This window comes from Sphingomonas sp. STIS6.2, from assembly GCF_000732685.2.
Lineage (GTDB): Bacteria > Pseudomonadota > Alphaproteobacteria > Sphingomonadales > Sphingomonadaceae > Sphingomonas > Sphingomonas aerolata.
In genome coordinates this window covers 1-23,273 of record NZ_JPDP02000009.1, presented here as the reverse complement: position 1 = coordinate 23,273, position 23,273 = coordinate 1, and the positions used below count along the sequence as shown (strand labels likewise).

Sequence of the window (23,273 nt, the reverse complement as noted above, 5' to 3'; positions counted from 1 at the left end):
CGACACCACTGCAAGGCCGACTTTTTCAACACAATCGCCCGTTAGCGGTCATTCGACGCAATCGGCTCCGGAACGTCCGGAATTGGTGGGAAACGGCCCGTCCGCTATTGGGAAGGCAGATGGGGTTAGCGGACGTCGGCTGAGGCTGCGGCCTTTCTCAAAAAAGATCCCTGGCGAGACAGTGCCTGCCGTCTCGATGGCCCTTTCCTCTGACCCTGCGCTCGCCTCGTGTGCTCATTTTCGAATATGTTCCGTTGGCGTAGCGAAATTACTTAATTACCGTTCAGGGCCAAAGAAGCCGAACGTAAAGCAAAAACCCTATCAGCCCCGTCTGGTGCCAGTTCATTCCACGCGAATGCGGACCGATGCTGCGCGGCGTCACGCCAAATCCGGGCGGCAAGGGCCATGATTTGTCCTACGGTCGGAGAGGTGCCTGCCGATACGCACTCGACTAATTCTAAAGGTACAGCAAGATTTGGACTTTTCACGACGATGACTCCGATGATGGATCGCCATTATCTTTGGGGTGCGTCACTCCCGTGACGGTTGTAGACATTCATCGCTTTTATGGCGGCGTTTGCCTCAGTTTGAGTCGAATAGAAAACTGGAAGCCACGTGTCGCCTTTGGAGGATCTAAGCCCCCAACGGTGAGCAAGATTCGGCTCCGGCCGTAAGGCCGCAACGAAGTTACGATGCTGTGACATAGCTGATGTCTAACCTGCATCATGGACCTTGCACACGCCGTTGATTAAAAAATGTCTAACGTGCGGCATCTGCGGGTTGCATGTCGCTTCGGCCTTTTGACCAAGACGCGGCTATCGCTCACTAGCTATATAACAGGCGGTGTCATCATAAAGCGGTGATGAAAGCCGCAGCAGCAAGAAAAATGCCGGGCACATTCGCCCAGACCAGAGGTAAGTCCCATTTGGCTCGAAGGGCGCCGTAAAGGGTCCACAACGTTGCCGCCACAAACGCAGCTGCTGGCTGAATAGTCGAACCCTTCAGACCATCAAGATTTCGGGAAATCTGGTCGATGTACGCGATGTACATGGAAACAGACGCTGCGGTTGCTACCCAGCCAATCATGATTGTGGAACGGCGGAGCGCGTCAACTTCAGTGGTAGTATCGGGCTGTAAGGTTTGGTGTGATTCTGACATAAGCTTCCAAAAACTATAGGATGTTCGATATTTGAATCGATCGGGGGTGCCCGGTACGGCCAACTAACGAACTGACTCTACGCGCCATAAACCGAGATACTGCCACCAGGGCCATGATTGCATTGCGTATAAACGAGGTATCCAGGCCTTAGCGGCAGGCCTGGGGTGGGGCAGCCCATCCCAAGCTAGATCACCCAGAACCCTCATGTCGCCGACGGTGGTGCCATACGCCGAGTTTTCGGAAGCCAACGCCCGATCATCCTTAAAACCGCTATGTTACCGGTCTGAAAAGTTTCAGTTACACAGGTCTTGCATGGGGTGATCATGTATCAGCCCTACACCTCAATGCGTGGAGACGCGACCGTCATGGATTTGACCACCCGCATTTTGGTCGTAGATGACGATGCAGGCATTCGTGAGGTGGTCGCGAGCTTTTTGCGCGGGCACGGCTACATCGTTGATGATGCGCAGGACGGGCCGGCCATGCGCACGCGTCTGCAGACCGCCCACTACGATCTCATTGTCCTGGATGTGATGATGCCAGGCGAAGACGGCTTGACGCTTCTTCGCGGCTTAGATCGCCAACGCGCTCCCGCCGTGATCATGTTGTCCGTCATTGGTCAGGATGTTGATCGTATCGTTGGCCTCGAAATGGGTGCCGATGATTATCTTGCGAAACCGGTGAACCCACGCGAACTCCTAGCCCGAATCCGCTCAGTCCTACGGCGTCGTGATCAAGCTAGTCCGAACGCCCCAACAATACGCGCAGTTGTAACTTTCGCAGGTTGGAGTCTTGATACAACAGCACGGCAGTTGACCGATCCTGAGGGTATCTTGGTCAACCTATCAGACGGTGAGTATCGGCTGCTTGACACAATGTTGGGACACCCCCGGCGCGTGCTGACTAGAGATTTTATTTTGGAGCATTCGCGCGGCGTAAACGCGGAGCACTTCGACCGGGCGATTGACGTTCAGGTAAGCAGATTGCGCCGCAAGCTTGATCGCTCCGACGATCGAGCAGGCGAGGATCTTATTCGAACGGTTCGCAACGAGGGCTACATGTTCACGGCAGACGTGCGGAAAGCCTGATATGGTCGCCCGCAGGACTATTGCTCACTTGATCTTTGCGCTGGTCGCGGCTGCGATCGTGATGGCTACGCTCGTTACATTTGCGATCACATTTGTAGGCCCTCCCCCTCGTGAAAGGCCTGTATCGGAACGAGATATCGTTTTGGCGCTCCAGGGCAACAAAGTCACAGGACTCCGCATTGCAGATGGAAACGCCGCTCCCCGCTATGGTGAGCGTCGTCAAGCCAGTCGTGATCAACGCATTCATGCGATTCTCGGTCGAGGCAAGGTGATTGGGTACTACGTTGGGTCGGAGGCAATCGCTGGCGAAGTCCGCGGCAATTTCACCGTTAATTGGTCGTCGCGAGGCGGCCAGCGATCCGTGCGGAACGAAGGTTCGTCCGTACTCACCCACTGGCTGATTTTCACAGTGGGCGGAATGGCAATGGCGCTAATCTTCCTCCTCATTCCGGCTTGGCTGCTCGCGCAGGCGATTTCGCGACCATTACGGGATCTTGCCATATCGGCTCGCCAAATTCGGGCGGGAGAACCGTTTACCGTGCCGGCAACCACCTCGGCAGAGGTTCAGGATTTGGGTGCCGCACTGGCTGCAATGCATCGCCGGGTCACAGATGCGATCGAAGGCAGAACAGTGATGCTCGCAGCCATCGCCCACGACTTAGGAACGCCTCTCTCGCGGCTCGCGTTCTACACTGACGCCCTACCTGAACCAGAAAGATCGAAGGCGGCGAAAGATCTGGACGAGATGCGGAGTATGATCGGGGCGGCGATTGGTTTTGCGAGAGACGAGGCACACTCCCAGCCGATGATGCGGCTCGATCTTGGCAGCCTGCTCGATAGCCTTGCCGAGGATATGCTGGCAGCAGGACAGCCCGTAAGCCTGAACCTAGGGGTGCGGGTTATTGTAAATGGCGACCCAGTCGCGCTCAGGCGGCTGTTTTCGAACCTGATCGACAACGCCATTGCCTACGGCACTGAAGCTCGGATCGATTGGCATGTTGAGCACGAGTATGTTGTCGTCTGCGTGCGAGATCGTGGACCAGGAATTGATCCTGCCGAAGCGGAGAAGATGTTCGAACCATTCGTTCGCGGTGACCCGTCCCGCAGCCGTAGTACGGGTGGAACAGGTCTGGGCCTAGCAATTGTACGCTCCGTCGCAGTTCGCCATAGCGGTCATGTTTCTCTGGGATCGACATCTGACGGAGCGGTTGCGACGACGGTTCTTCCAATTGTTACGGCACGTTACAAAGCGTTATAAGCACGAAATCTAGTCGCGACGCTTGTTAGGTATCTGCTCCCAACGTTTAAGGGAGCTGACGATGCAGAATCACGATCATGACCACGGGCATGGAATGGCAGAGGATCTGCCTCGCTTTGAAGCACTGCTAGCGCGCCGACGGGCTTTGAAGTGGTTTGCTGGTGCCGGCACCGCAGCGTTGGTCGCAGGTTGCGGGGGAAGCGATGGGAGTTCGAGCGACGTTACTGTGGTTAGCGGGAACACTGGCACTACCACTACGACAGTAACGCCTACCCCTACTGCTACGCCAACGCCAACTGCGACGACGGGCTGCGTTGTAGATCCAAGTGAGACCGCAGGTCCCTACCCTGGAGATGGAACTAACACCTCATCCGGTTCGACGTCGAACGTTCTGACTATAAGCGGGATAGTCCGATCTGATATACGGTCGAGTTTCATCAGTTCAACAACAGTGGCAACAGGCGTGCTCGTAAAGCTCACTCTAACCGTCGTTAACGTCAATGCGACATGCGCACCATTGGCTGGCTATGCTGTTTACCTGTGGCATGCCGACAGGGAGGGGCATTACTCGCTCTACAGTGCGCCTACTGAGAGCTATTTGCGTGGCGTACAGGTTACCGATGCTAATGGCCAAGTCACCTTCACAACGATCTTCCCACCTGCCTATGACGGTCGTTGGCCGCATTACCATTTCGAGGTGTTCTCAACGTTGACTAATGCAACGGGTGGTAAATACGCTGTACTAACATCCCAATTATGTATGCCAGAAGCCCTCTGCAATACGATTTTTGCCGATACGACGACGTATCCAAGCGCGAAATCAATATTCTCAAAAGTCTCATTGTCGACTGATAACGTCTTCGGCGACAACACCGCAGCACAGATCGCACAACAGACACCAACGTTCACCGGAAGTGTGGCGGCGGGATATAGCGCGACGGCAGTGATTGGGATAGCAACTTAATGCCGCATACATTTTCCTATAATCACGGTTGGGATCGGCCAAAGCCGATCCCAACCGCCCGCTCGTTCCCCGACGAGGCATCGAAGCCGCATAGGCCGCATAGACAGTCGACGCGCTCGGCTAACCCGCGCGGGTGATCGGGATTCCCGCTCCTCTCCGTCTGCGTCTCGACACCTACGCCGTCGGTTCCGGACGGTAGTTCACGAGGTCGCGCAACACCCATAGCTCTCGCTGATCGCGTCCAGGAACAGAGTTTTCATGCTGCACTCCGGGCACAGCGTGAGCCTTTGATGTATCCAACCACCATCAGAACCGCACGAGGGCCACGCCCGTAATCAGCAAGACGACGCCAAGCAGACGAACCAAGCTGATCGGATGTTGTACGACACCGAGTAGACCGAAATGGTCTACCACTACCGCTGCCGCCAACTGGCCGACGATGATGAAGCCGAGTGTCGTTGCCGCACCCAGGCGAGGCACCATAAGGATGGCAATGCCAATGAAAGCCGCGCCGAAAATGCCCCCCGTCCATGTCAGACCATTGATACGGCCGACCAACCCGGCCGGGGATCTTAGCCCATCGGACGGAATGGCGATCGCCAGCATAACGATCATGCCCACGAAATAGCTGATGAAGCCCGCCCACCAAGGGGAGCCGAGTTGGACACGAAGATTGGCGTTGAGCACCTGTTGCAGGGCAACACAAGAACCCGCGAATACGGTGATTAGATAAAGGCCGAGTGTCAAAGCTGTAGGCATTCGAGGCTCCGAGTTGCGCCGGGACAGGCCTTCCGCATGCGCAAAGGTCGTGGTCAAATCCTGCCGAACAATGCGCTTAGGTTGAGGCGGGACCAGTCACTTGAACTGGAATACGAGCTATCTTAGGTGCGGGATCGGTGCAATTATTACATTGCACTCGGAGCAATATTGTGAGTGACTTCAAGACCATCGCACAAGAGATCGCAGACGACATAGCACTTGGACGGTTGCAGCCCGGTGATCGCCTTCCTCCTCAACGGATCTTCGCGTTTAACCGAGGCATTGCAGCATCGACGGCAAGCCGGGTCTACGGAGAGCTAGTCCGGCGTGGCCTCATCACGGGCGAGACGGGCCGCGGCACCTTTGTGCGCCATGCCTCATCGTCTGACAGCCCCCCGCTTGCTCAGCCACCTACGACCCGCATCAATCTCGAAACCACGTATCCGGTCCTGGATGGCCAGCAGGCCTTGCTATCAGGCGCGCTCGCGCAGTTTGCGAGCAGCGAGGATGCGTTGCACCGAGTTCTTAGGGAAACATCCGTCCGGCCATCTATCGTGATCCGCGATAGCATCGCCCAAAGCCTGTCAGGCGACGGCTGGCGCTTGGCGTCCAACTCCCTCCTGTTTGCAGGAAACGGGCGGCAGGCGATTGCGGCGACGTTTTCGGCGGTCGCGATGGTCGGTGAGCGGATCGGCTTTGACGCGCTTACCTATCCTGTCGCCAAAACGATCGCGGCCAAATTAGGGTTGGTAGCGGTGCCGCTTGCGATGGACGAGCAAGGCGTGCGGCCCGATGCGATCGAACGCGCACATCGCACCGCGCCGCTGCGGGCCATTTTTATTCAGACGACCGCACACAATCCGCTGGGATTGACGATGCCGGCCCCACGACGAGTAGAATTGGCCGTTCTTGTTGAGCGGCTTACGGGTCCGGTGATTATCGAGGATGTGATCTACGCCTTTGTCGATGGGACAGCGCCTCCACCTCTGGCAGCGATAGCTCCCAACCATACCATTCTGATCGACAGCCTTTCCAAACGGATCGCACCGGGCATGACCCTCGGAATGATAGTGGCACCTCCTGATTACGTGGAGCGCATCTCGGCTTCGATCGTCGCTGGAGCTTGGTCTGCCGGAGGGTTTGCGCTTGAACTCGGGGCGCGATGGCTGGCGGACGGCACCGTTGCCGCTCTGGTTCAAAAGAAGCGGCAGGACGCCGCGCAACGGCAGATCGTTGCCCGTCGCGCCTTGAAGGGACTGTCGATCCGGGCGCACCCGAGTTCCTATTTCCTGTTGCTTGAGCTGCCGCAACGCATGCGAGCTGCAACTTTGGTGGAAGCAGCGGCTGCGAGAGGCATCGCGATCGCGCCGGCATCTGCTTTTGCGGTTGCCGGGGCGCACGCTCCCAACGCGGTCAGGATTGGTCTTGCGAACATAAGTCTTCGCAACCTCGATGCCGCACTGACGACGATCGCGGAGATATTGGCCAAGGGATGATCGGAGCCGTTCATCGTCTGCCAGCGCCGGCCAATCACGGTTATCCTAAAACGGCATTTTCCTTTGAAGAGTGCGTCGACAGTCCCGGCCGTCCAGGGCCGGGACGCCTCGGCAAACGGCTAGACCCCCAATTGGTCGAGCGCCGCCTCAACAGCCGCCACGACACCGGCTTGCACGCGCATGACAGGTAGCGGCGGATCGCCAATCGCCAGCGATAGCCGACCGGCTATGGCGTACATTATGCGCAGGCTGCCATGCGCCTTGCACAGCGCCCAGAGTGGGGCGAACGCCGCATCGATCGTGCCTGTCTCCTCAGCATCGCCGCGCTGGGCGGCCCGCGTCAAACGCAGCATGGGGTCGGGCAGCAGCCCAGCGACAGCGCTGTAAAAGGCATCGCCGCCCGCCAGCAGCGACGGAGCCACACCCCAATCACCGCTATAGCCAATCGAGAACGTTTCGGGCGTCCTGGCGCGCAGCCGTGCCAGCTCGCCGGCATAGTCACTTTCCGCCGGCAGCGGCATCTTGATCGCTTCAATTCCCGGCACCGACGCCAGTTCGGCGATGAGCGCTTCGGAGAAGGTGAAGTTGGTCGTGCTGGGATTGTTGTAGATGCACAGCGGCAGCGCCGTTGCCCCTGCAACAGCGCGATAGTGGGCCGCGACCTCGCGATCGGTCAGTGCCGCATAGGATACAGGGGCGAGCAACAGGCCCGACGCGCCCGCACGCTCCGCGTCACGGGCCAGCTCGACCGCCCAACTCGACCGCAACGCGCCGACGCCGATGAGGAGCGGTACCTGGTCATTCACCGCTTCGACCGCCGCAGCCACAGCGCGGACGCGCTCAGCGCGATCGAGATAGGCGTAGATGCCCGTGCTGCCGGGGAGACAGATTGAGTCTACCCCGGCTTCAACCAGGCGTTCGATCAGTACGCCGAGGGTTGCCGTATCGACTACGCCATCGGTATCGGCGGGTGTGGGCGGAAAAGCAGAGAGGCCGTTGAACAATTTCGACATAAGCAGACCTTTCGGATCAGCAGTACGGCGCTAGTTACGTTCCGGTCAGGACCATGACCGGGAAGAACGCGCACCTATACCGGTCAGCAGTTCATATTGCGACATGCCCGACCGTGCCGCGGCGTCGGGCAGTGCGAGATCAAGCGCTATCCACGCGCCTTCCTCGATATCCGCGACTGTAGTGACGTCGATCGCAAGTAGGTCCATCGACACCCGGCCGATCACTGGCACGTCCGTGCCGGAAATCGACCCAGTGCCACAGTCCGAGAACCCACGAAAATAGCCGTCCGCGTAACCAAGGTTGACGATCGCGACCTCCGTATCGCGGGAGGCTGTCCAAGTCGCGTTGTAGCCAACGGTATCCCCAGCCACCACGCGACGCCGCTGGAGGATTTGGGCTTCGGTAAACACAACGGGCCGGATTGCCCCGGTCAGTCCGGCGCAAGGGATGCCGCCATACAGCGCCAGTCCGGGCCGGGTCAGATCAAACGCATAGCCGTCGAGCGCGATGGCAGCGGAGTTTGCGAGACTCATCTGCTTTGCCGTTGTTGCGCCTCGCAACGCTGCGAAGCGATCGCGCTGCGTCGCGTTCATTGGCGAATCCTCATCGGCGCAGGCAAGATGGCTCATCAGCGTCTCGATCTGGAGGCCTTCGAGCAGACCCCCAGCGATGTCTTCGGCCGAGACGCCAAGGCGGTTCATGCCGGTGTTCACCATGACATCGCATAAACCGCCACCGACCAATTTCCAGCGCGCGACTTGCGTAGGGGTGTTGAGGACCGGGCGGGCGAACCCTGCGGTAGCGGCAGGCATGTCTTCTTCGCGGACGCCGTGGAGGACGGACACGGTCAGGCCAAGCGGCGCCAGTTCAGCGGCTTCCTGCCAGTTCGAGACGAAGAAATCGCGGCATCCGGCGTCAGCTAGGCGACGTGCAACCTCCACCGATCCTAGCCCATAGCCGTTCGCCTTGACCGCAGCGCCACACGCCGCATCGCCGCTCATGCGGTCAAGCGTCCGCCAGTTCTGGACCAGGGCGTTGCCGTCTAGGCGCAGGCGAAGGGGAGCAGGAACATCAATCACGCGCGGCTGGATAGTGCTCCCACCCGGGCGCGTCGATGCCCGTGCAAACGAATAGCGGTTACGGTCTGGTTGTTGCGATGCCAATCGAAGCCTCCACCCCCACAAGAATGCGTTTCAAGGCTGGCCCCAAATGGTCAATCAGTGCCCGCATACTCCCCTTTCCGGCGCGTTCGGCGGGAAATAACAGTTGCGCTGGGGCGGGTGGCTCCTCCCATTCTGGTAAAAGCCGTTTCAGACGCCCCTCCGCGATAGCACTGGCGACTTGATAAGAACGAGCCTGGATCAAACCATGGCCACGCACGGATGCATCAATGGCGGCAGCGGCGTTGTTAGTACTCAGCCGTGGCCGGACGCGGACGGATCGTCGCTTCCGAGAAGAGCTCTCTGGGCTGGCGAACGCCCAGCGTTCGCCTTCGGCCTCAACGTCAAGGCCAATGCAAGCGTGGCGCTCCAGATCCGCCGGAGTGGTTAGTGATGGTGACCCATTCAGGTAGGTAGGCGACGCGCATAGAAGCGTTCTGACCTCGCCGATCCGGATCGCGCTCAGCGATGAATCCGCAAGCGGCGCCAGGCGCACTGCGAGATCGACGCCTTCGCCGATGAGATTGACCAAGCGGTTCACTAAAAGAGCGCGTGCCGATACCAGCGGGTGCTTTACAAGAAACGTCTCAACGAGCGGCATGACTGCGATACGGCCGAACAGCTCGGGAGCCGTGAGAACGATATTTCCTTGGATAGGCGCATCTGCCTCAATCGGCGCGAGTTCGCCTAGCTTTGCCAACACGTCGCGCCATACGGCCACATGGCGCTCTCCGGATGCTGTCAGACTAAGTTTGCGGGTGGAGCGTAGTAGCAGCGTCTCGCCTGCGTTCAGTTCAAGCAAAACTACCGCGCGCGTCACACTGGCAGGGGATCGACCGTACCGCTTGGCAGCCGCGGCAAGTGAGCCTCCGTCAACGGCAGCAACGAACAGTGACATGGCTTCTAGCCGATCCATCGTTTCAGAATATGCAATCAAGCCTGCCACTTTGCAAGGCTAATGCCGGAACTTGCAACGCTTACATGGTGACCAGCAAGGAGGCCTGATGTCCCATAGACCGATTATCTACCCACGCCGGACTGTGCTCTCATTGCTTGCGGCGGGACCGGCTTTGGCAAGCTTCCAAGCCTTCTCACCGCTACCCCACTGCGATCAAAGGAGCCGCCTGTGTCCACCATTCACTACCGCCGCAAGAAAGTTGGCGAGGTCGATATCTTTTACCGTGAAGCCGGACCTGCCGACGCACCGGTACTGTTGCTGTTGCATGGTTTTCCATCGGCAAGTCACATGTTCCGCGACCTGATCCCATTGCTGGCAGACCGCTATCGCGTCATCGCGCCGGATCTGGCGGGATTTGGACAGACCAAGGTTCCGCCGCGTGGGACGTTCACATACGGCTTCGACCAACTCGCCCAAGTGCTTGCCGGCTTCGTCGACGCAATCGGCCTCCAACGCTACGCGATGTACATATTCGACTACGGCGCGCCCGTCGGCCTCAGGCTGGCGATGCAGCATCCCGAGCGGGTGACAGCGATCATCAGCCAGAACGGCAACGCGTATGAGGAAGGCTTTAGCGATCAGTGGGGGCCGTGGCAGGCGTACTGGCGTGAACCTACCGAGGCGCATCGTGAGGCTTGTCGCGCTTCCTTGTCGCCAGAGACAATCCGCGACTGGCAGTACGGAACCGGGGCGGACCCGACGCTACTGTCACCGGACGGTTACGAACTCGACATCGCCTATATGGCCCGTTCAGGTGCCGAAGAGATTCAGCTCGACCTTATCCTTGATTACCGTAGCAACGTCGCATTGTACCCCGCCTTCCAAGCATATTTTCGCAAGCATCAACCACCGCTGCTGGCAGTGTGGGGGCGCCATGATCCAGCCTTCATCCCGGCCGGTGCGCAAGCCTATCGGCAAGACCTGCCAAACGCGGAAATTCACTTGGTCGATGCTGGACACTTCGCGTTGGAAACCCATCACGAAGAGATCGCGGAACACATTCGTGACTTCCTTGCTCGCAAGCTTACAGTCTGAAGGCTGCCGGGACTCAAAATCGATTGGTTCAATCGCATTTCCAATCAGCGATCGCCTACATCGTTATCTGGCGGCAGTGCGAGAACGACCTAGCTACGACACTGTACTTCTCATCCCGTCATCGCGCTTGGCGGTCATGACGGTGTGAGGATGCGAAGGCCAAAGATATGACGTTCAATCGAACCGAGAAAACGATGGAAACCCTTACGCGTTCTTAAAACACCATCTTAATCGAGAAGAGGATTCGCCACCGCTACATCGCAATTCCGGTCGTGGTCGTTATGCTAATCCAGCGATAGCGCGAGCAAAGAGAGCCGCTCGCTCGGCGCGAAGCGCCGGCCCCTCGATACCGGTTTCAATGCAGAGGCTGGTGTAGCCGTGTACCAGGCTCCACGCTGCGAGCGTCGCATCGGCAACCTTAGACACTGGTACGACCTCGCCCACGATGGCGAATAGCCGCGCCATCGCCGCATCGGCTTCCGCTTGCACGGCTGGATGGCGGCTAAGGTTTACCAGATCGCGCGTGAACATCAGCCGGAAGACGGCCGGCCGCTCCGTTCCGAAGCCGATATAGGCGTCCGCAGCGAACGCAAGCCGATCGATGGGAGCCGATTGGGCCCCAGCGTCGGAGATGCGGGCTGACAATATGCGGAAGCCGTCCGCGGCCAACTCCGCCAGCATCGCCTCTTTGTTGGCGAAGTGGTTGTAGGGCGCCTGTCGAGACAGCCCGGCCTTTTCCGCGACCTGCCGCAACGACAGGCCCGCCGCCCCTTCCTGCTCCAGTAACGCAGCCGCTGCGGTCAGCAGCGCGGCGCGCGCGTCTCCATGATGATAAGCCATGCGGCTTTATAGCTGAACATATTGACACCGTCAACAACGCGTCATATTGACGGTGTCAACAATGAGGAGGCAGCCATGTACCACGCCATCGTAAAGCGGATCGCGCGCAAGAACTTCCTGCGGGTCAACAACAAGGAGTTCGACGCCCTGCTCGGCGACTGCGCGCCGGATATCCGGCATCGCTTCGGTGGCAACCACGCGCTCGGGGGCATGCGCCACGACAAGGAGGCGCTGGCCCGCTGGTTCGATCGGCTCGGCCGGTTGGGTCCGCATCTGACGCTTACCGTCGAGGACGTGTGGGTGAAGGGTCTGCCCAACGACACGACGATCATCATCCGCTGGTCGGCGAGCGACGAGTTGCCCGACGGCTCCCCCTATCGTAACCGTGGAGTCCACATCGTGAAAATGCGCTGGGGCAAGGTCATCGACATCGATGCGCACGAGGACAGCCAGGCCGTCGCCGACAACCTGTCGCGGCAGGCGGCTATGGGCGTCGCCGAGGCTGCGGCCGATCCGATCATCGACTAAAAGGGGAAACGGATCATGGGCGATGTTCTGACCGAGCGGATGTGCGCGGAGGTTCCGGGCGAGATCGTCGTGTTCGCGATTGGAATGCGGATCAACCGTTGGTGGAAGGTATGGCGCTGGCTCCCGGTTCTGGCGGAAATGCCGCCGATGCTTCGCGAGCAGGCAGCCGATCCCGCGATTGGCCTCCTTTCGGTCCGGCCAGTATTTGGCTTCCGCAACATTGGCGTCCTCCAGCACTGGCAGACCGCCGAGCATCTTCACACATATGCTCACAGGGCTGGCGGCACGCATTTGGGTGCATGGCGACGCTTCAACGAGAAGATCGGCACCAGCGGCGATGTAGGCATCTGGCACGAAACCTACGTCGTTCCCGCCGGTCACTCGGAATCCGTTTTCGTGAACATGCCGCGCTATGGTTTGGGCGTTGCAGGGACTCTTCATCCCGCCAAGGGAGCGCGTGCCAGCGCCCGAAAGCGCCTAGCGGGCACGCGGTCTTGATCGTTATCACTCAGGCTTCCCTCGCGAGAAAGCCGGGTCGGCCGAAACGCCCAATCTCAGCCGTTCGAACGTCAGTCGGCAACAATCAGGAGCAGCCGTTCATTAATTTCCGGAGGCGATGATCTCATTCTAAAGCCCCACCCAAAGGGCTACGATGTCACGGTGGATGATCGTATTTCGCGCGTCGAGAGCGATCCATGCTCTAACGTCGGTTACGCTTATCGCGGGCCGAGCGGCTATCGTCTTTTCGCAGAAGTACAAACGGGCCAGCGGCAAATCCCGCCAAGGGCTAGACCTGAGAATATCCCGCCGCATATCCGGCAAAATACGACCTGTTTTGAAACCAGCGGTCTTCATATCCCTGAGCATCTAGGGAGTAAGTCGATCGCCGACACGCAGATGGTCAGTGAGCCATTGCTGAGCTTCTTTGACCTCTACGGCGGGGTCCGGATAAACCGGAGACGTTAGTGCCTGCCATGTAAACCAGATCGTGAGCAGGAAATACTTCATCCGCCGTTGATGCAGCCAAACAGGTTATCGTAACGTGTATCTAGCGGCGGGTATTCGTCTGCGCCTTTCGAAAAGCGGCCCTTCCGCTTTCCTTCCCATGCCGGCCATTCCGCTTACGCCCCTTTGCTGACGTACATTAAAAGGATTAGCGTTTGGCAATGACGTCAAAGCTTGCGATCGTTGCGGTTCTCACCTGCACTGCTTGCCATAGAAGTGAGACTGAACCGCCCCAGCGAAATAGAATAGAGGTAGTTGGCTCCTCAGAGTGCCTTAGCAGCATTGCGATTGGCCTTGAACTTCCTATGTTCAAGTTCCCCGTTTGGGTGGACCATACTGGAAGTGGAAAGTCTATTGGAAGGATCGAGTTTGGGCCCTTCGAGGCTACGAATTTTTCCAAAGCTATGGAACAGCTCCAAAGGGAGAAGTGCGTTCGAGCAATTCGACAGTTGCCCTGCAAGAAAGAGGGTTCGGATGTCGATATATGTACGGCGTATTAGCTGACGTCGGCTTTCCTCTCCAACCCGGCCATTCTCGAAATTCGATCATTTATAGGAATGCCCGCGGCGCTATATGTTCCAAGACGCCTGTTGTAGAACCACGCGATAGCCGTCCGGGTCTTCGAATGTACGACCACTTTCATCCCAATAGCTATTAAAGGAAGCGACGGGCTCGAATCCCGCATCTTTCATCCGCGCAATTGCCGATTGCCAATCATCCGGATCGGGCAAGTAAAAGACAAGAAGATTATCCTGCGAAGGTGCGCGCCCGACAGAGTGACCTTCTGCTCTCGTGAACTCAAAATGGTAAGGCGCATCGTACCTTCCGATCATAACGCCATCAAAGCCATTGTGACTGTCGAACTGATAGAGAACGTCAAGGCCAAGGCCGTCACGGTAGAAGGGGATGAGCGCTGATACGTCGTCAGTAGATCGTGCGACGCGCAGTTTCGGCATCATAGTTAACGCTCCTCCTGCAAAAACGGTTCAAGCGCGCACTATGGCTTCAACCCAGGTACCGAGCTGCGATTGCGCTAGGTCCGTTGTGTTGAAAATCACGATCGATTCACTCCGATCCAGCCTATGCGTAATGAGAGCGCGATACCCTTGAATTTTACCGGTCTCCCAAGCCCATAGGTTGCCGTCGATCGCTTTTACGCGCCCGCCAAGGGCATATTCCTCGTCCGGCCATCGGATCGTCGTAAGGTCACGCCGAGAGGCGCCACTGAGGAGCGAGCCATGAAAGATCCCATGTGCAGCACGCACGGCGTCACCGATGGTACTGGCAGTATTCCCACTAGCGGCAATGAATGACGGGTTCGGCGCCATTTTACGCACGGGCGGCATCGCACTGCCGTAAGCAGCAGCTAGGTTCGGCATCGACGGTTGGTCGGCTTGCGCGAACCCAGTGGCTGTCATGTTAAGTGGGCGAAGTACAAGCTTTGCAACCGATTGTGGAAACGTTTCGCCGGTAACCCGCTCAATAATCGCCGCCACTATGGCCCAGTTTATCGCACCGTAATCCCACCCCTTTCCCGGGACGAACGACAAGTCGCCATTACCAAACCGCGCGACCATCGATGCCGCGCTGGCGTCCGTCGCTCGCAAAGCCGGCTCTTTGGCAAGCTGGCGGGTCAATAGATCCGGGATGCCGCTGGTGTTCGATAGCACATGCTTCAACAGCACATGCTCGCCGGTATCGTGCCGGAAATCCGGGAGATACGCAGTGATCGGCGCGTCGAGAGCCAATCGCTTCTGTTCAACGAGGCGAAGCACGGTCGCGCTCGCTAACCACTTTGATGCAGAGCCCCATTTGAACTGGGTATCGGGTGAGATGGCCTTACGTGCTTCGACATCGGCCATGCCGACGTACCGAGCATGTTCAATCTTGCCGCCCCGAGCGTAGGCGAACGTGCCATTGAAGCCTGACGGTAACTGAATTGCGTCGATCGCGGCGCCCTTTGCAGGCGACGATGGTTTCACTGCCAATGCGTTTGTTGCTCCAAACGCTAGGCCGCTCGCCATGAGCATACGTCGATTGATCATGTAGTTCCCCCCTGTTTATTCAGGGACATATGCGAGCAAGACCCTCCCGGCTAGCTTTCCTGAAACTGGATCGTTCAGGGGAAAGCAGCTGCGCTCAGATCGTCGGCACGCTCAATTACGCGAAGCCAGTTTCAGTGAGCGCATCGCAGACATGAAAGCGGCGAGCGCCTATGCCGCAAGAACATGGCCCGGCAAGCCAGTGGTCGCGTCAGGACACAGCTTCGGAACTCTGACTGCTCTATGCCTTGGCGGAGCCCTGCCAAACCTCGGCAACTTCCGCGATCCGACTATCAAGGCGGTGATGGGATTTTCGTCGCCCGGCCGTATTCCCGGTCTGATTGGCCCTGACGCCTATGCGAGCGACGCTTTGCCGGTGATGATCGTTACAGGCGATCAGGACACCGTCCCAGGCTTGGTCGCGGATTGGCACGATCATTTCCTACCGGTTCAGTCATCCCCGGCAGGCAATAAGTTCGGCGTGGCCTATGAGGGTGCCTCACATGAGTTGATCGGGCACCCCGATGATCCAAAGTTCGCATCTGCAATATCGGTCAGCTCAACGTTCTTGCGCGCTTATGGACTTGGCGATCGAGCAGCGAAGGCAAAGCTGATCGGGGATAAAGGCACGACCGGCGCAAGCTGGATCAAGCGGTAGCCCTCATGAAGGTCTGACCGCGATACCAACAATTGATCGGTTATCTAGAGCGACGCTGAGTTCTCGCGAACGATCCTAATCGAGAACGTCCCGGCTTTCCGATCGCCGTTCGTTTATGGGAAGGTCCCCCTTGTCTTAACTGCTGGTGCGAACCAGGTGAAAGGCGCCGCTATACGGCCTTTTTCAAAGGTTCTGGTAATTTGCTGTCAGGCAGCATGTTGCGCAAATGCCCGTGCACCATATGCTTGTTAAACGGCTTAGAAATGAAGGTAGCTTTCTCAGGCATTTCCCCCGGTTTGGGTAGGACATGCCCAGACGCGATGACGATTTCGATTGCTGGCCAGTTCTCTGCGACGTGCCGCGCTAACGCAAAGCCGTTTGTCTCACCGGGCATATCGACGTCAGAAAAGAGCAACACGATGTTTTCTGAATTTGCCGCCAAGATACGTTTTGCTTCGTCTCCATCCATAGCCTCATAGAACCGGAATCCGGCGTCTTCGAGAATGCTGGTTGTATCCATCATGATGAGCGGATCATCGTCGACGACGAGGGCATAAGGGACGGTGGAAAGAGTCATCACGCCCTAACCATCCGCCGCGCACGGAGTTGCCCCACTACATGCTATTTCAACTTTCGGGATCGATGTAGGCGAAGGTCGCGGTTAGTCCGCCGTATTGGCGGTAGCTTGGCAAGCTGCGTTTCGTCGGGTTCATTGCATTGGGTGAAGTGGGCAGAGGCTACAATTGTGAAATTCCACGCGTCCGCTGAGCGGCGTATGCCATTTGAATTTCGCCTTTTGGCGGCTAGCTGCAAAACAATGCGCCCATGCGCGAATTGAGAGGGCGCAATGACCGACGTGGAGGCAATCAGCCATTACGAAGTGCTTGATACGGAACCCGAGATCAGCTTCGACGATATCGTAGCTCTGGCTGCGCAGATATGTGAGACGCCGACAGCGCTGGTCTCGCTGCTGGACGGTGACCGCCAATGGTTCAAGGCGCGCATCGGGTTTGAACCCTGCGAGACGGACATCGACAGTTCCGTATGCCGACACGTCGTGGCGGCCCGAAGCCTCATCGTCATCCCTGACCTGACCAACGACGAACGTACGGTGTCGAACCCACTTGTGGTCGCCGACGACGGCATCCGCTTCTATGCAGGAGCGCCTCTTGCGACCCGCTTTGGGGTCGTGGGCACACTATGTGTCATCGATACCTCGCCTCGCCCGGCCGGTCTGACAGCGGATCAGGAGGCAGCCCTGCTACGGCTGTCGAGGCAGGTCGTAGCCCTGCTGGAGATGAGACATGACACGCTGGACCTCCAGGCAGCTCTGGCGGCGCGCGATGCGTCACAAGAAGCGCAGGCTATCAGCGAACGCCGCTGGCAGGATCTGTATCAGAAGATGGATACTGGCTTCATCTACGCACGGGTGATCCGCAATGCAGACGGAGAGATCTGCGACTGGCGATACGAAGAGGTGAATGACGCCTGGGGCAATCTGGTCGGCATCAATCCGACCGACGCACGCGGGCGCACGATCCGTGAACTGATTCCCGGCATCGAAGACGAATGGGTTTTGACGATCGCGCAGGTTGTCGAGACGCAGGAACCGTATCACTTCACTAGCCAGGTGGGCGTATTAGAACGTTGGTACGACGGTACGGCGCAATCCCTCGGTGATGACGACTTCACCGTCATATTCCACGAGGTCACCGCGCGCATCAAAGGTGTTCGACGCAGCGAAGCCCTGCTGGCCTTGGGCGATGTACTGCGGGATCAGATCGACAGCAAAGGAATGATCGTCGAAGCCTCACGCATCATCGGCGAGGCGGTAGTAGCGTCGCGGGCTAGCTTTGGCGAATTGGACCATACCCGGGAGATCGTGAGCGTCGAAGCCGGGTGGTCGGTCGCGGGCATGCCCTCGGTGGAGGGCGAGCATCGTTTCTCGGACTATGGCGAACTGCGTGGTGCGTTGCTCGACGGGGATGTCGTCGTCATCGACGACACCTCAACGGACGCGAGGACGGCAGCCGAGTCTGCGGCCTGGGCCTCGCTCCGCGCGCATGCCGTCGTCATCGTACCCGTGCGAGATCGGGGCCGCACCGTTGCCGTCCTCCTCGTTCACAAAGACATGGCATATCGCTGGACGGATGACGATGTCGGCTTCCTCCGCAGCGCTGCCGATCGGCTAGAAGCAGCGAACGCGAGGCGGCGAGACGATGAACAGCAGGAATTGGTCAACGGCGAGATCGCCCACCGGCTAAAGAACGCACTTTCTATGGTACAAGCCGTCGCGACACAAACCTTACGCGGCGATGCTTCTCCCGAAGGTCTCGAAGCCTTTACGCGCAGATTGCAGGCGCTTGGTCATGGTCATGACGCCCTCACCAGCGGTCGCTGGAAGGCGGCTACCCTTAATGATATTCTAGGAGGAGTACTGGATGGAGCCGCCATACGCGACCGCTGCACCATCCGCGGCCCATTGATTGAAATGGGTGCCCGTGCTGCGCTGTCGACATCGTTGCTGATCCACGAACTGGCCACCAATGCCATCAAGTACGGAGCTCTTTGCGCTGCCAGCGGGCATGTGCACGTCACATGGCAACTCGAAGGTGAAAATGACGAATGCCGGCTGACGCTGAATTGGGCCGAACGAGGCGGGCCCGTGGTCACGGCACCAACGCGTAAAGGCTTCGGTTCAAAGCTAATTCGGCTGGGCCTCGTCGGAACCGGCGGTTCCGACATACGCTATGAGAAGGAAGGTCTACGAGCTGCCTTCTCGGCACGGCTCGCAGAAGTGGAACAAGCGTGAGCACAACCGCCCCCCAGATCGATGGACATACCGCCATCGTGCTCATCGTCGAGGACGAGCCGTTGCAACGGCTGGACATGATCGACATGGCCGAACGCGCCGGCTTCGAAGTCTTGGAAGCGCATGATGCCAGTCACGCGGTAGCACTGCTGGAGACCAGGACTGACGTCCGCCTTGTTCTGACCGACATTGATATGCCTGGCGCCATGAACGGGATGAACTTGGCTGCTGCTGTCCGCAAACGCTGGCCGCCGATCGAGATTATCATTATTACCGCTGGGCCGGCTCCCGCGCGGTCGGAAATGCCTGAGCGTGCTGTCTTCATGACCAAGCCACTGAACTACGAACGCTTAGTCGAGACCATGCAGCGAATGACAGCGATCCAAGACGTCGAGAGCCGGCCGAGGTGAGGACATAGCGACGGAATGACTATGTCACACATGTAGATTTCATCATTGCATCCGCCTTCAGTCTGGGTTCCTTGGCGTCGAGGACGGGGCACAGAAGCTCCGCAAGGGAGGATCGACGATGGAGCAGTGGTTGCAGAGCCTTAGGCACACGATGGGGGGTGTGCTGTCACCACACGGCCCAGCGACTCAGGCCGCGGCGCAGAGTTACGCACCCGGCGACTTTAGCATCCACTTCTTTCTACAACTCGCCGTAATTCTCGTAGCGTGCAAAATTGTGGGTCGGTTGGGTCAAAGGTTTCTTGGCCAGCCCCAGGTCGTCGGAGAAATGATCGCTGGCGTGGTTCTCGGACCATCACTGCTCGGCCTGCTTCTTCCCAACCTTCAAGGCGCGATCTTCCCCAAGGAGACGCGCAACGTTCTCTACGCCGGTGCTCAACTGGGCGTCGGTCTGTACATGTTTCTTGTCGGCACGACGCTGCGGCTCGATCACTTTAAGAGCAAAGCCAAGGCGGCATCGATGGTATCGATGGCAGGCATTGCGGCTCCGTTCGCCATCGCGGTACTGATTACGCCTCTGCTTCTAGGGGTCCCTGGCCTGTTCGCCGCAGGGATCAGTCAAACGAATGCCACGCTGTTCCTTGGCGCGTGCATCGCGCTCACGGCTTTTCCTATGCTGGCGCGTATCATCAACGAACGCGGTCTAGCGGACTCCTCCTTGGGGACGCTGTCGCTTACCGCAGGGGCATTTGACGACGCCTGCTCATGGTGCGTGCTTGCGATCGTGCTGGCCACATTCGGCGGCGGGCCTGGCGTTGCAATTCTCGCGATAGGCGGCGGGCTCGCTTGGGCATTGTTCGTCATCCTGATGGGCCCCCGTATCCTCGGGCCGCTTGCGCGTATGGTGGAGCGAGAGGGGCAGATGAGCTTGGCTGCTTTTGCATACGTGATGATCGCCTTCTGCGTCTCAGCGTTCCTAATGGACGTCGTCGGTATTCATGCGATCTTTGGTGGTTTCATCTTGGGGGCTGTAATGCCTCGGGGGCTCCTTACTACCGAGTTGAAGCGCAAGCTGGAACCGTTGACCGTGGTATTGCTGCTACCGATGTTCTTTACATATTCCGGGCTGAACACCCGCATGGACATGGTGAACTCAGCCTCGCTCTTAATGATCGCGCTGGGCATTCTTGCCGCCTCTGTTCTGGCAAAAGGCGGCGCTTGCTACCTTGCCGCCCGGTTGTCGGGAGAGGACAATCGTACAGCCCTTGGCATCGGCGCCTTAATGAACTCACGCGGGTTGATGGAACTAATCATCATCAACATCGGCCTTCAAAAGGGTATCATCGGCCCAACGTTGTTCTCAATGCTGGTGCTGATGGCGATCGTAACTACCATGATGGCTAGCCCTCTTTTTGAACTGTTCTACGGCCGACGTGGCCGTGAAACTGGCGAGCTCGCTACGTTGGATACCGCAACAGCACGCGCAATCTGACTTACATCCCCGCCGGCACAACGTGCCGGCGGGTCTTGCTGCTGAATGTACTGGTCGCTGGGCTTCTCAAAGAACCATCCTTTTTGGGAAAGGTTTCGGAGGGCAAGCAGCGGTGTCGCAAAAGGCGGGATATACGCGACGTCCGAAACTTAGTAGTTTCGCGACAGCGACCACATCGCGTGCGCGTGTCGGGTTGCAGATAGGTTGGACGGTGCTGGGAATCCGCCTTCGTTCAGTTAATCCTAACCCCTCAAGGGCATGCTTTGAGCATGATACGCCTTCTCACGATCGTCACCGCGTCTATAGCCCTGGCCAGCTGCGGCAACGCGTCTGCACAATGCGCTACTCGCGATGCACAGGGCCTCGTTGCCTCGATGAAGCCGGCCGAGCAGTTCAGGTCGATACTGACCATGGCCGTTGGGCGAACCCAGACTGCCGCTATGGTGAAAGCCCGGGACGGAGTTTCGGGTGACCAAAAGCTTGCGCAGGCAATCGACGCGGCCGTTAAGCGTCATAACGCAGAGTGGGAGAAGAACTTGGTAAGTAGCTGGCAGTCGCTCAGCGCCACCGAGATCGGCCAAGCATGCGCTGCTATGCAGAAAAATGATCAAAGATCATTCATGCCCTTCGCTGAACGCGTCGGACCCCGAGTGCAGTCGCTAAACGAACCTCTGCTACGCAGCACTGCCGAAGAAGTTCTTAAAACTGCCTGGTAAGACCCGATATGATATCCCGAGCTCCTACCGCATTTAGCAAATCAGCAACAGGAGCGTGGGAGAGCGTCGATCGAAAATACGAAGTACAGCGTGAAGGTCTCCGGGTAGGAGAGCGTTTCACCCTTCATGTGAATGGTCGCCGAGAAGTATCATTTTTTGCATGGCCAGAGCAACATGCAGGTGCTGACGGACCCGAGTACACATGGATTCTGGGAGCAACGTCCGCGGCCGGTAAAGTTTCTATTGGTTTCGAGACGTACGCAACCCTCTTCAACGCCTTTTTCAAAACATACCAGGAGACGAGCGGGCTTCCGTCAGGAAGCATCAGCATCGTCTTCGATCCTGATATCGAACTTGCGATGTGGGACCTCTGGGGGCCGTAATCGCGATGATGACCGCATTCGTGATGCGAAACTTACAAGTTTTGCATCAGGCGGAAAACGGCGGAGATCCTGGTGTGGTTTAATGCATAAATTCGATGCGCATCGCTACGATCGGAAGTGGTAGAAAGCGGACCTTAGCGGCTCTGTTTGCCAGCCAGCGCTGCTTCGATTTGCCACCGAGGGTTTTGGCTTGGTGCGGTGTCAACCACACCATAGCCATCGTCGACTGCCACGATCTTATGACCGTTCACCCTAAATTGTCCTGAGCCTTCGGTGAGGGCGCCCTGAGCGCGGACGAGGATGGCGGTTTTTTCCGGAAGTGGCCTTGCTTGCGTCAGCGTCACGTAGCAGCGGGGGGTTACGCCGAAAGCGAGCGGAAAACTGAGATGGGTCGGTTCTCTATAGGACGGGTTTTGTGTTGCGGTGGTGCATTTTGGGTCTCTGCTGGCTTGAATGGCCCAGAAAACCTGGTTGGAGGTAACGACTTCAAGGTAGCTCGCCTCCACCTGCGAACTACCCCATTTAAAAGGCCAAATACCGGGAAATTCTGCGTCGAAAAACAGTCTGCCTGCGGTTAATGATGACGTGAGGTTATATTTGGGCGGCTGACAAGCTGGCAGCGTCAGCGTGAAGAAAAGCGAACCAAAAGCAATCCAGCGCCGCGTAGGAACATTCATGCGTACGGTATGGCGTCTTCCAGCAATGTCCGCAACTGGACGCTGATCGTCGGCAAACTTGTTGCAAAAGGGTTCCCTTTTGCAACGATAGTTCGAGCCAGCTAAATCAATGACTTGGCTGTTGCGAAAGGCTGTAGCAAAATACACTGATGAAAATTGGCTATGCGCGTGTCTCATCCGGCGAACAAAACCTCGATCTCCAACGTGACGCACTGATCGTCGCTGGTTGCGGCATGATCCACGAAGACGAAGGTGTTTCAGGTGTCGCACGCCGTCGCCCTGGGCTCGACCGAGCGCTGGCCACGCTGAAACAGGGCGATACCCTAGTGACATGGCGTCTTGATCGCCTGGGGCGCTCCCTGCCGCACCTCATTGAGCTAGTATCCGCCTTGCAGGACCGTGGTTGCGGTTTTGTCTCACTCAACGAGGCGATCGACACCAGTTACGCCGGAGGTAAGTTGGTATTTCATATCATGGGAGCGCTCGCCGAGTTCGAGCGCGCACTGATCGTAGAACGAACCCGCGCCGGCATGACGTCTGCCCGCAAGCGTGGCCGTCATCTCGGCCGGCCCCGAGTTCTATCCAGTGCGCAACTAGACAAGGCCCGAGAGGAAATTGCCGGCGACCGGGAAACCACCGCCAGTATGGCGAGCCTTCTTGGGGTCAGCCGATCGACTTTGTGGCGAGCGCTACGGAATCGGCCAAGCTCATGACGGCGCGTGTTGTCCGTAGTGTTTCACTGCTTACAACGGATAACAAAATGCCCCGCTGCGGGGGGGGCAGCGGGGCGCTTAGAAAACCGACAAACAAGGGGGGGGGGGG

22 protein-coding genes are annotated in these 23,273 nt (G+C 58.2%); 12 read left to right on the top strand and 10 right to left on the bottom strand.

Going from position 1 to position 23,273, the window contains the following annotated elements:
- Positions 1-849: 849 nt before the first annotated feature.
- Positions 850-1,158 carry an SWEET family sugar transporter gene (locus sphst_RS01640; RefSeq protein ID WP_234387255.1) on the bottom strand — a complete coding sequence of 103 codons (309 nt, stop codon included), beginning with the start codon at positions 1,156-1,158 and terminating at the stop codon, positions 850-852.
- Positions 1,159-1,524: 366 nt separating this feature from the next.
- On the opposite strand from sphst_RS01640, the gene sphst_RS01635 reads away from it, so the two are divergent.
- From sphst_RS01635 to sphst_RS21605, 3 genes are all read left to right on the top strand, one after another.
- Complete coding sequence (locus sphst_RS01635; protein ID WP_043156200.1) at positions 1,525-2,247, top strand: response regulator; 723 nt, start codon at positions 1,525-1,527, stop codon at positions 2,245-2,247.
- 28 nt (positions 2,248-2,275) lie between these two features.
- Positions 2,276-3,505: an ATP-binding protein gene (locus tag sphst_RS01630; protein ID WP_159043458.1), complete on the top strand. Its 1,230-nt coding sequence runs from the start codon at positions 2,276-2,278 to the stop codon at positions 3,503-3,505.
- A gap of 61 nt (positions 3,506-3,566) precedes the next feature.
- Positions 3,567-4,469, top strand: a complete 903-nt coding sequence (locus sphst_RS21605; protein ID WP_081877414.1) for a dioxygenase family protein — start codon at positions 3,567-3,569, stop codon at positions 4,467-4,469.
- Positions 4,470-4,775: 306 nt separating this feature from the next.
- On the opposite strand, the gene sphst_RS01620 is transcribed toward sphst_RS21605, so the two are convergent.
- The gene (locus tag sphst_RS01620; protein ID WP_031393075.1) at positions 4,776-5,228 is read right to left on the bottom strand and encodes a DMT family transporter; all 453 of its coding nucleotides are present in this window, start codon (positions 5,226-5,228) and stop codon (positions 4,776-4,778) included.
- A 170-nt stretch (positions 5,229-5,398) separates the two neighbouring features.
- Between sphst_RS01620 and sphst_RS01615 the strand changes: the two genes are divergently transcribed.
- Positions 5,399-6,724, top strand: coding sequence for an aminotransferase-like domain-containing protein (locus tag sphst_RS01615; RefSeq protein WP_031393074.1), 1,326 nt, complete (start codon positions 5,399-5,401; stop codon positions 6,722-6,724).
- Between the two features lie 119 nt (positions 6,725-6,843).
- On the opposite strand, the gene sphst_RS01610 is transcribed toward sphst_RS01615, so the two are convergent.
- The 3 genes from sphst_RS01610 to sphst_RS01600 are packed head-to-tail and all read right to left on the bottom strand — an operon-like array spanning position 6,844 to position 9,796.
- Positions 6,844-7,737, bottom strand: coding sequence for a dihydrodipicolinate synthase family protein (locus sphst_RS01610; protein ID WP_031393073.1), 894 nt, complete (start codon positions 7,735-7,737; stop codon positions 6,844-6,846).
- Positions 7,738-7,782: 45 nt separating this feature from the next.
- Positions 7,783-8,817 carry an alanine racemase gene (gene alr / locus sphst_RS01605; RefSeq protein ID WP_081877413.1) on the bottom strand — a complete coding sequence of 345 codons (1,035 nt, stop codon included), beginning with the start codon at positions 8,815-8,817 and terminating at the stop codon, positions 7,783-7,785.
- A gap of 58 nt (positions 8,818-8,875) precedes the next feature.
- Entirely contained in the window at positions 8,876-9,796 is a 921-nt protein-coding gene (locus sphst_RS01600; protein ID WP_234387254.1) for a LysR family transcriptional regulator, read from the bottom strand.
- A gap of 228 nt (positions 9,797-10,024) precedes the next feature.
- On the opposite strand from sphst_RS01600, the gene sphst_RS01595 reads away from it, so the two are divergent.
- A complete protein-coding gene (locus tag sphst_RS01595) occupies positions 10,025-10,891 on the top strand; it encodes an alpha/beta fold hydrolase (protein ID WP_031393071.1) in 867 nt (288 codons plus the stop codon).
- 279 nt (positions 10,892-11,170) lie between these two features.
- On the opposite strand, the gene sphst_RS01590 is transcribed toward sphst_RS01595, so the two are convergent.
- Positions 11,171-11,731, bottom strand: coding sequence for a TetR/AcrR family transcriptional regulator (locus sphst_RS01590; RefSeq protein WP_051916198.1), 561 nt, complete (start codon positions 11,729-11,731; stop codon positions 11,171-11,173).
- A gap of 75 nt (positions 11,732-11,806) precedes the next feature.
- Here sphst_RS01590 and sphst_RS01585 point away from each other — a divergent pair, with 75 nt between their 5' ends.
- Positions 11,807-12,259 (top strand): nuclear transport factor 2 family protein, encoded by a 453-nt coding sequence (locus sphst_RS01585; protein WP_031393069.1) that lies wholly within the window; start codon positions 11,807-11,809, stop codon positions 12,257-12,259.
- A gap of 15 nt (positions 12,260-12,274) precedes the next feature.
- The gene (locus sphst_RS01580) at positions 12,275-12,757 is read left to right on the top strand and encodes a DUF4188 domain-containing protein (RefSeq protein ID WP_031393068.1); all 483 of its coding nucleotides are present in this window, start codon (positions 12,275-12,277) and stop codon (positions 12,755-12,757) included.
- Between the two features lie 1,076 nt (positions 12,758-13,833).
- Here the strand turns inward: sphst_RS01580 and sphst_RS01570 are convergent.
- Both sphst_RS01570 and sphst_RS01565 read right to left on the bottom strand, forming a co-directional pair.
- The gene (locus tag sphst_RS01570) at positions 13,834-14,223 is read right to left on the bottom strand and encodes a VOC family protein (protein WP_199848882.1); all 390 of its coding nucleotides are present in this window, start codon (positions 14,221-14,223) and stop codon (positions 13,834-13,836) included.
- Positions 14,224-14,250: 27 nt separating this feature from the next.
- Complete coding sequence (locus sphst_RS01565) at positions 14,251-15,309, bottom strand: serine hydrolase domain-containing protein (protein WP_081877430.1); 1,059 nt, start codon at positions 15,307-15,309, stop codon at positions 14,251-14,253.
- 151 nt (positions 15,310-15,460) lie between these two features.
- Here sphst_RS01565 and sphst_RS01560 point away from each other — a divergent pair, with 151 nt between their 5' ends.
- Positions 15,461-15,964, top strand: a complete 504-nt coding sequence (locus sphst_RS01560; protein WP_159043456.1) for a hypothetical protein — start codon at positions 15,461-15,463, stop codon at positions 15,962-15,964.
- 169 nt (positions 15,965-16,133) lie between these two features.
- Here the strand turns inward: sphst_RS01560 and sphst_RS01555 are convergent, their stop codons facing one another.
- A complete protein-coding gene (locus sphst_RS01555) occupies positions 16,134-16,541 on the bottom strand; it encodes a response regulator (RefSeq protein ID WP_031393180.1) in 408 nt (135 codons plus the stop codon).
- 270 nt (positions 16,542-16,811) lie between these two features.
- Between sphst_RS01555 and sphst_RS01550 the strand changes: the two genes are divergently transcribed.
- The 3 genes from sphst_RS01550 to sphst_RS01540 all read left to right on the top strand — a co-directional run bounded on the left by sphst_RS01550 (position 16,812) and on the right by sphst_RS01540 (position 20,675).
- Entirely contained in the window at positions 16,812-18,776 is a 1,965-nt protein-coding gene (locus sphst_RS01550; RefSeq protein ID WP_031393181.1) for a GAF domain-containing protein, read from the top strand.
- A complete protein-coding gene (locus sphst_RS01545) occupies positions 18,773-19,186 on the top strand; it encodes a response regulator (protein WP_234387253.1) in 414 nt (137 codons plus the stop codon). Before sphst_RS01550 ends, sphst_RS01545 begins: the two co-directional genes overlap by 4 nt.
- A gap of 118 nt (positions 19,187-19,304) precedes the next feature.
- Complete coding sequence (locus sphst_RS01540; protein WP_107045057.1) at positions 19,305-20,675, top strand: cation:proton antiporter; 1,371 nt, start codon at positions 19,305-19,307, stop codon at positions 20,673-20,675.
- A 1,233-nt stretch (positions 20,676-21,908) separates the two neighbouring features.
- On the opposite strand, the gene sphst_RS20170 is transcribed toward sphst_RS01540, so the two are convergent.
- A complete protein-coding gene (locus sphst_RS20170; protein ID WP_159043455.1) occupies positions 21,909-22,598 on the bottom strand; it encodes a hypothetical protein in 690 nt (229 codons plus the stop codon).
- A gap of 2 nt (positions 22,599-22,600) precedes the next feature.
- Here sphst_RS20170 and sphst_RS01530 point away from each other — a divergent pair, with 2 nt between their 5' ends.
- Positions 22,601-23,164 carry a recombinase family protein gene (locus tag sphst_RS01530; RefSeq protein WP_081877660.1) on the top strand — a complete coding sequence of 188 codons (564 nt, stop codon included), beginning with the start codon at positions 22,601-22,603 and terminating at the stop codon, positions 23,162-23,164.
- The last annotated feature ends 109 nt before the right edge of the window (positions 23,165-23,273 follow it).

Bases quoted from the DNA above. Each gene is read 5' to 3' on its own strand.
- sphst_RS01590 (WP_051916198.1), bottom strand. From the start codon at position 11,731: ATGGCTTATCATCATGGAGACGCGCGCGCCGCGCTGCTGACCGCAGCG.
- sphst_RS01620 (WP_031393075.1), bottom strand. From the start codon at position 5,228: ATGCCTACAGCTTTGACACTCGGCCTTTATCTAATCACCGTATTCGCG.
- sphst_RS01560 (WP_159043456.1), top strand. From the start codon at position 15,461: ATGAAAGCGGCGAGCGCCTATGCCGCAAGAACATGGCCCGGCAAGCCA.
- sphst_RS01550 (WP_031393181.1), top strand. From the start codon at position 16,812: ATGACCGACGTGGAGGCAATCAGCCATTACGAAGTGCTTGATACGGAA.
- sphst_RS01635 (WP_043156200.1), top strand. From the start codon at position 1,525: ATGGATTTGACCACCCGCATTTTGGTCGTAGATGACGATGCAGGCATT.
- sphst_RS01530 (WP_081877660.1), top strand. From the start codon at position 22,601: ATGAAAATTGGCTATGCGCGTGTCTCATCCGGCGAACAAAACCTCGAT.
- sphst_RS01610 (WP_031393073.1), bottom strand. From the start codon at position 7,737: ATGTCGAAATTGTTCAACGGCCTCTCTGCTTTTCCGCCCACACCCGCC.
- sphst_RS01585 (WP_031393069.1), top strand. From the start codon at position 11,807: ATGTACCACGCCATCGTAAAGCGGATCGCGCGCAAGAACTTCCTGCGG.
- sphst_RS01565 (WP_081877430.1), bottom strand. From the start codon at position 15,309: ATGATCAATCGACGTATGCTCATGGCGAGCGGCCTAGCGTTTGGAGCA.
- sphst_RS01555 (WP_031393180.1), bottom strand. From the start codon at position 16,541: ATGACTCTTTCCACCGTCCCTTATGCCCTCGTCGTCGACGATGATCCG.
- sphst_RS01540 (WP_107045057.1), top strand. From the start codon at position 19,305: ATGGAGCAGTGGTTGCAGAGCCTTAGGCACACGATGGGGGGTGTGCTG.
- sphst_RS01580 (WP_031393068.1), top strand. From the start codon at position 12,275: ATGGGCGATGTTCTGACCGAGCGGATGTGCGCGGAGGTTCCGGGCGAG.
- sphst_RS01600 (WP_234387254.1), bottom strand. From the start codon at position 9,796: ATGTCACTGTTCGTTGCTGCCGTTGACGGAGGCTCACTTGCCGCGGCT.
- sphst_RS21605 (WP_081877414.1), top strand. From the start codon at position 3,567: ATGCAGAATCACGATCATGACCACGGGCATGGAATGGCAGAGGATCTG.
- sphst_RS01570 (WP_199848882.1), bottom strand. From the start codon at position 14,223: ATGATGCCGAAACTGCGCGTCGCACGATCTACTGACGACGTATCAGCG.
- sphst_RS01640 (WP_234387255.1), bottom strand. From the start codon at position 1,158: ATGTCAGAATCACACCAAACCTTACAGCCCGATACTACCACTGAAGTT.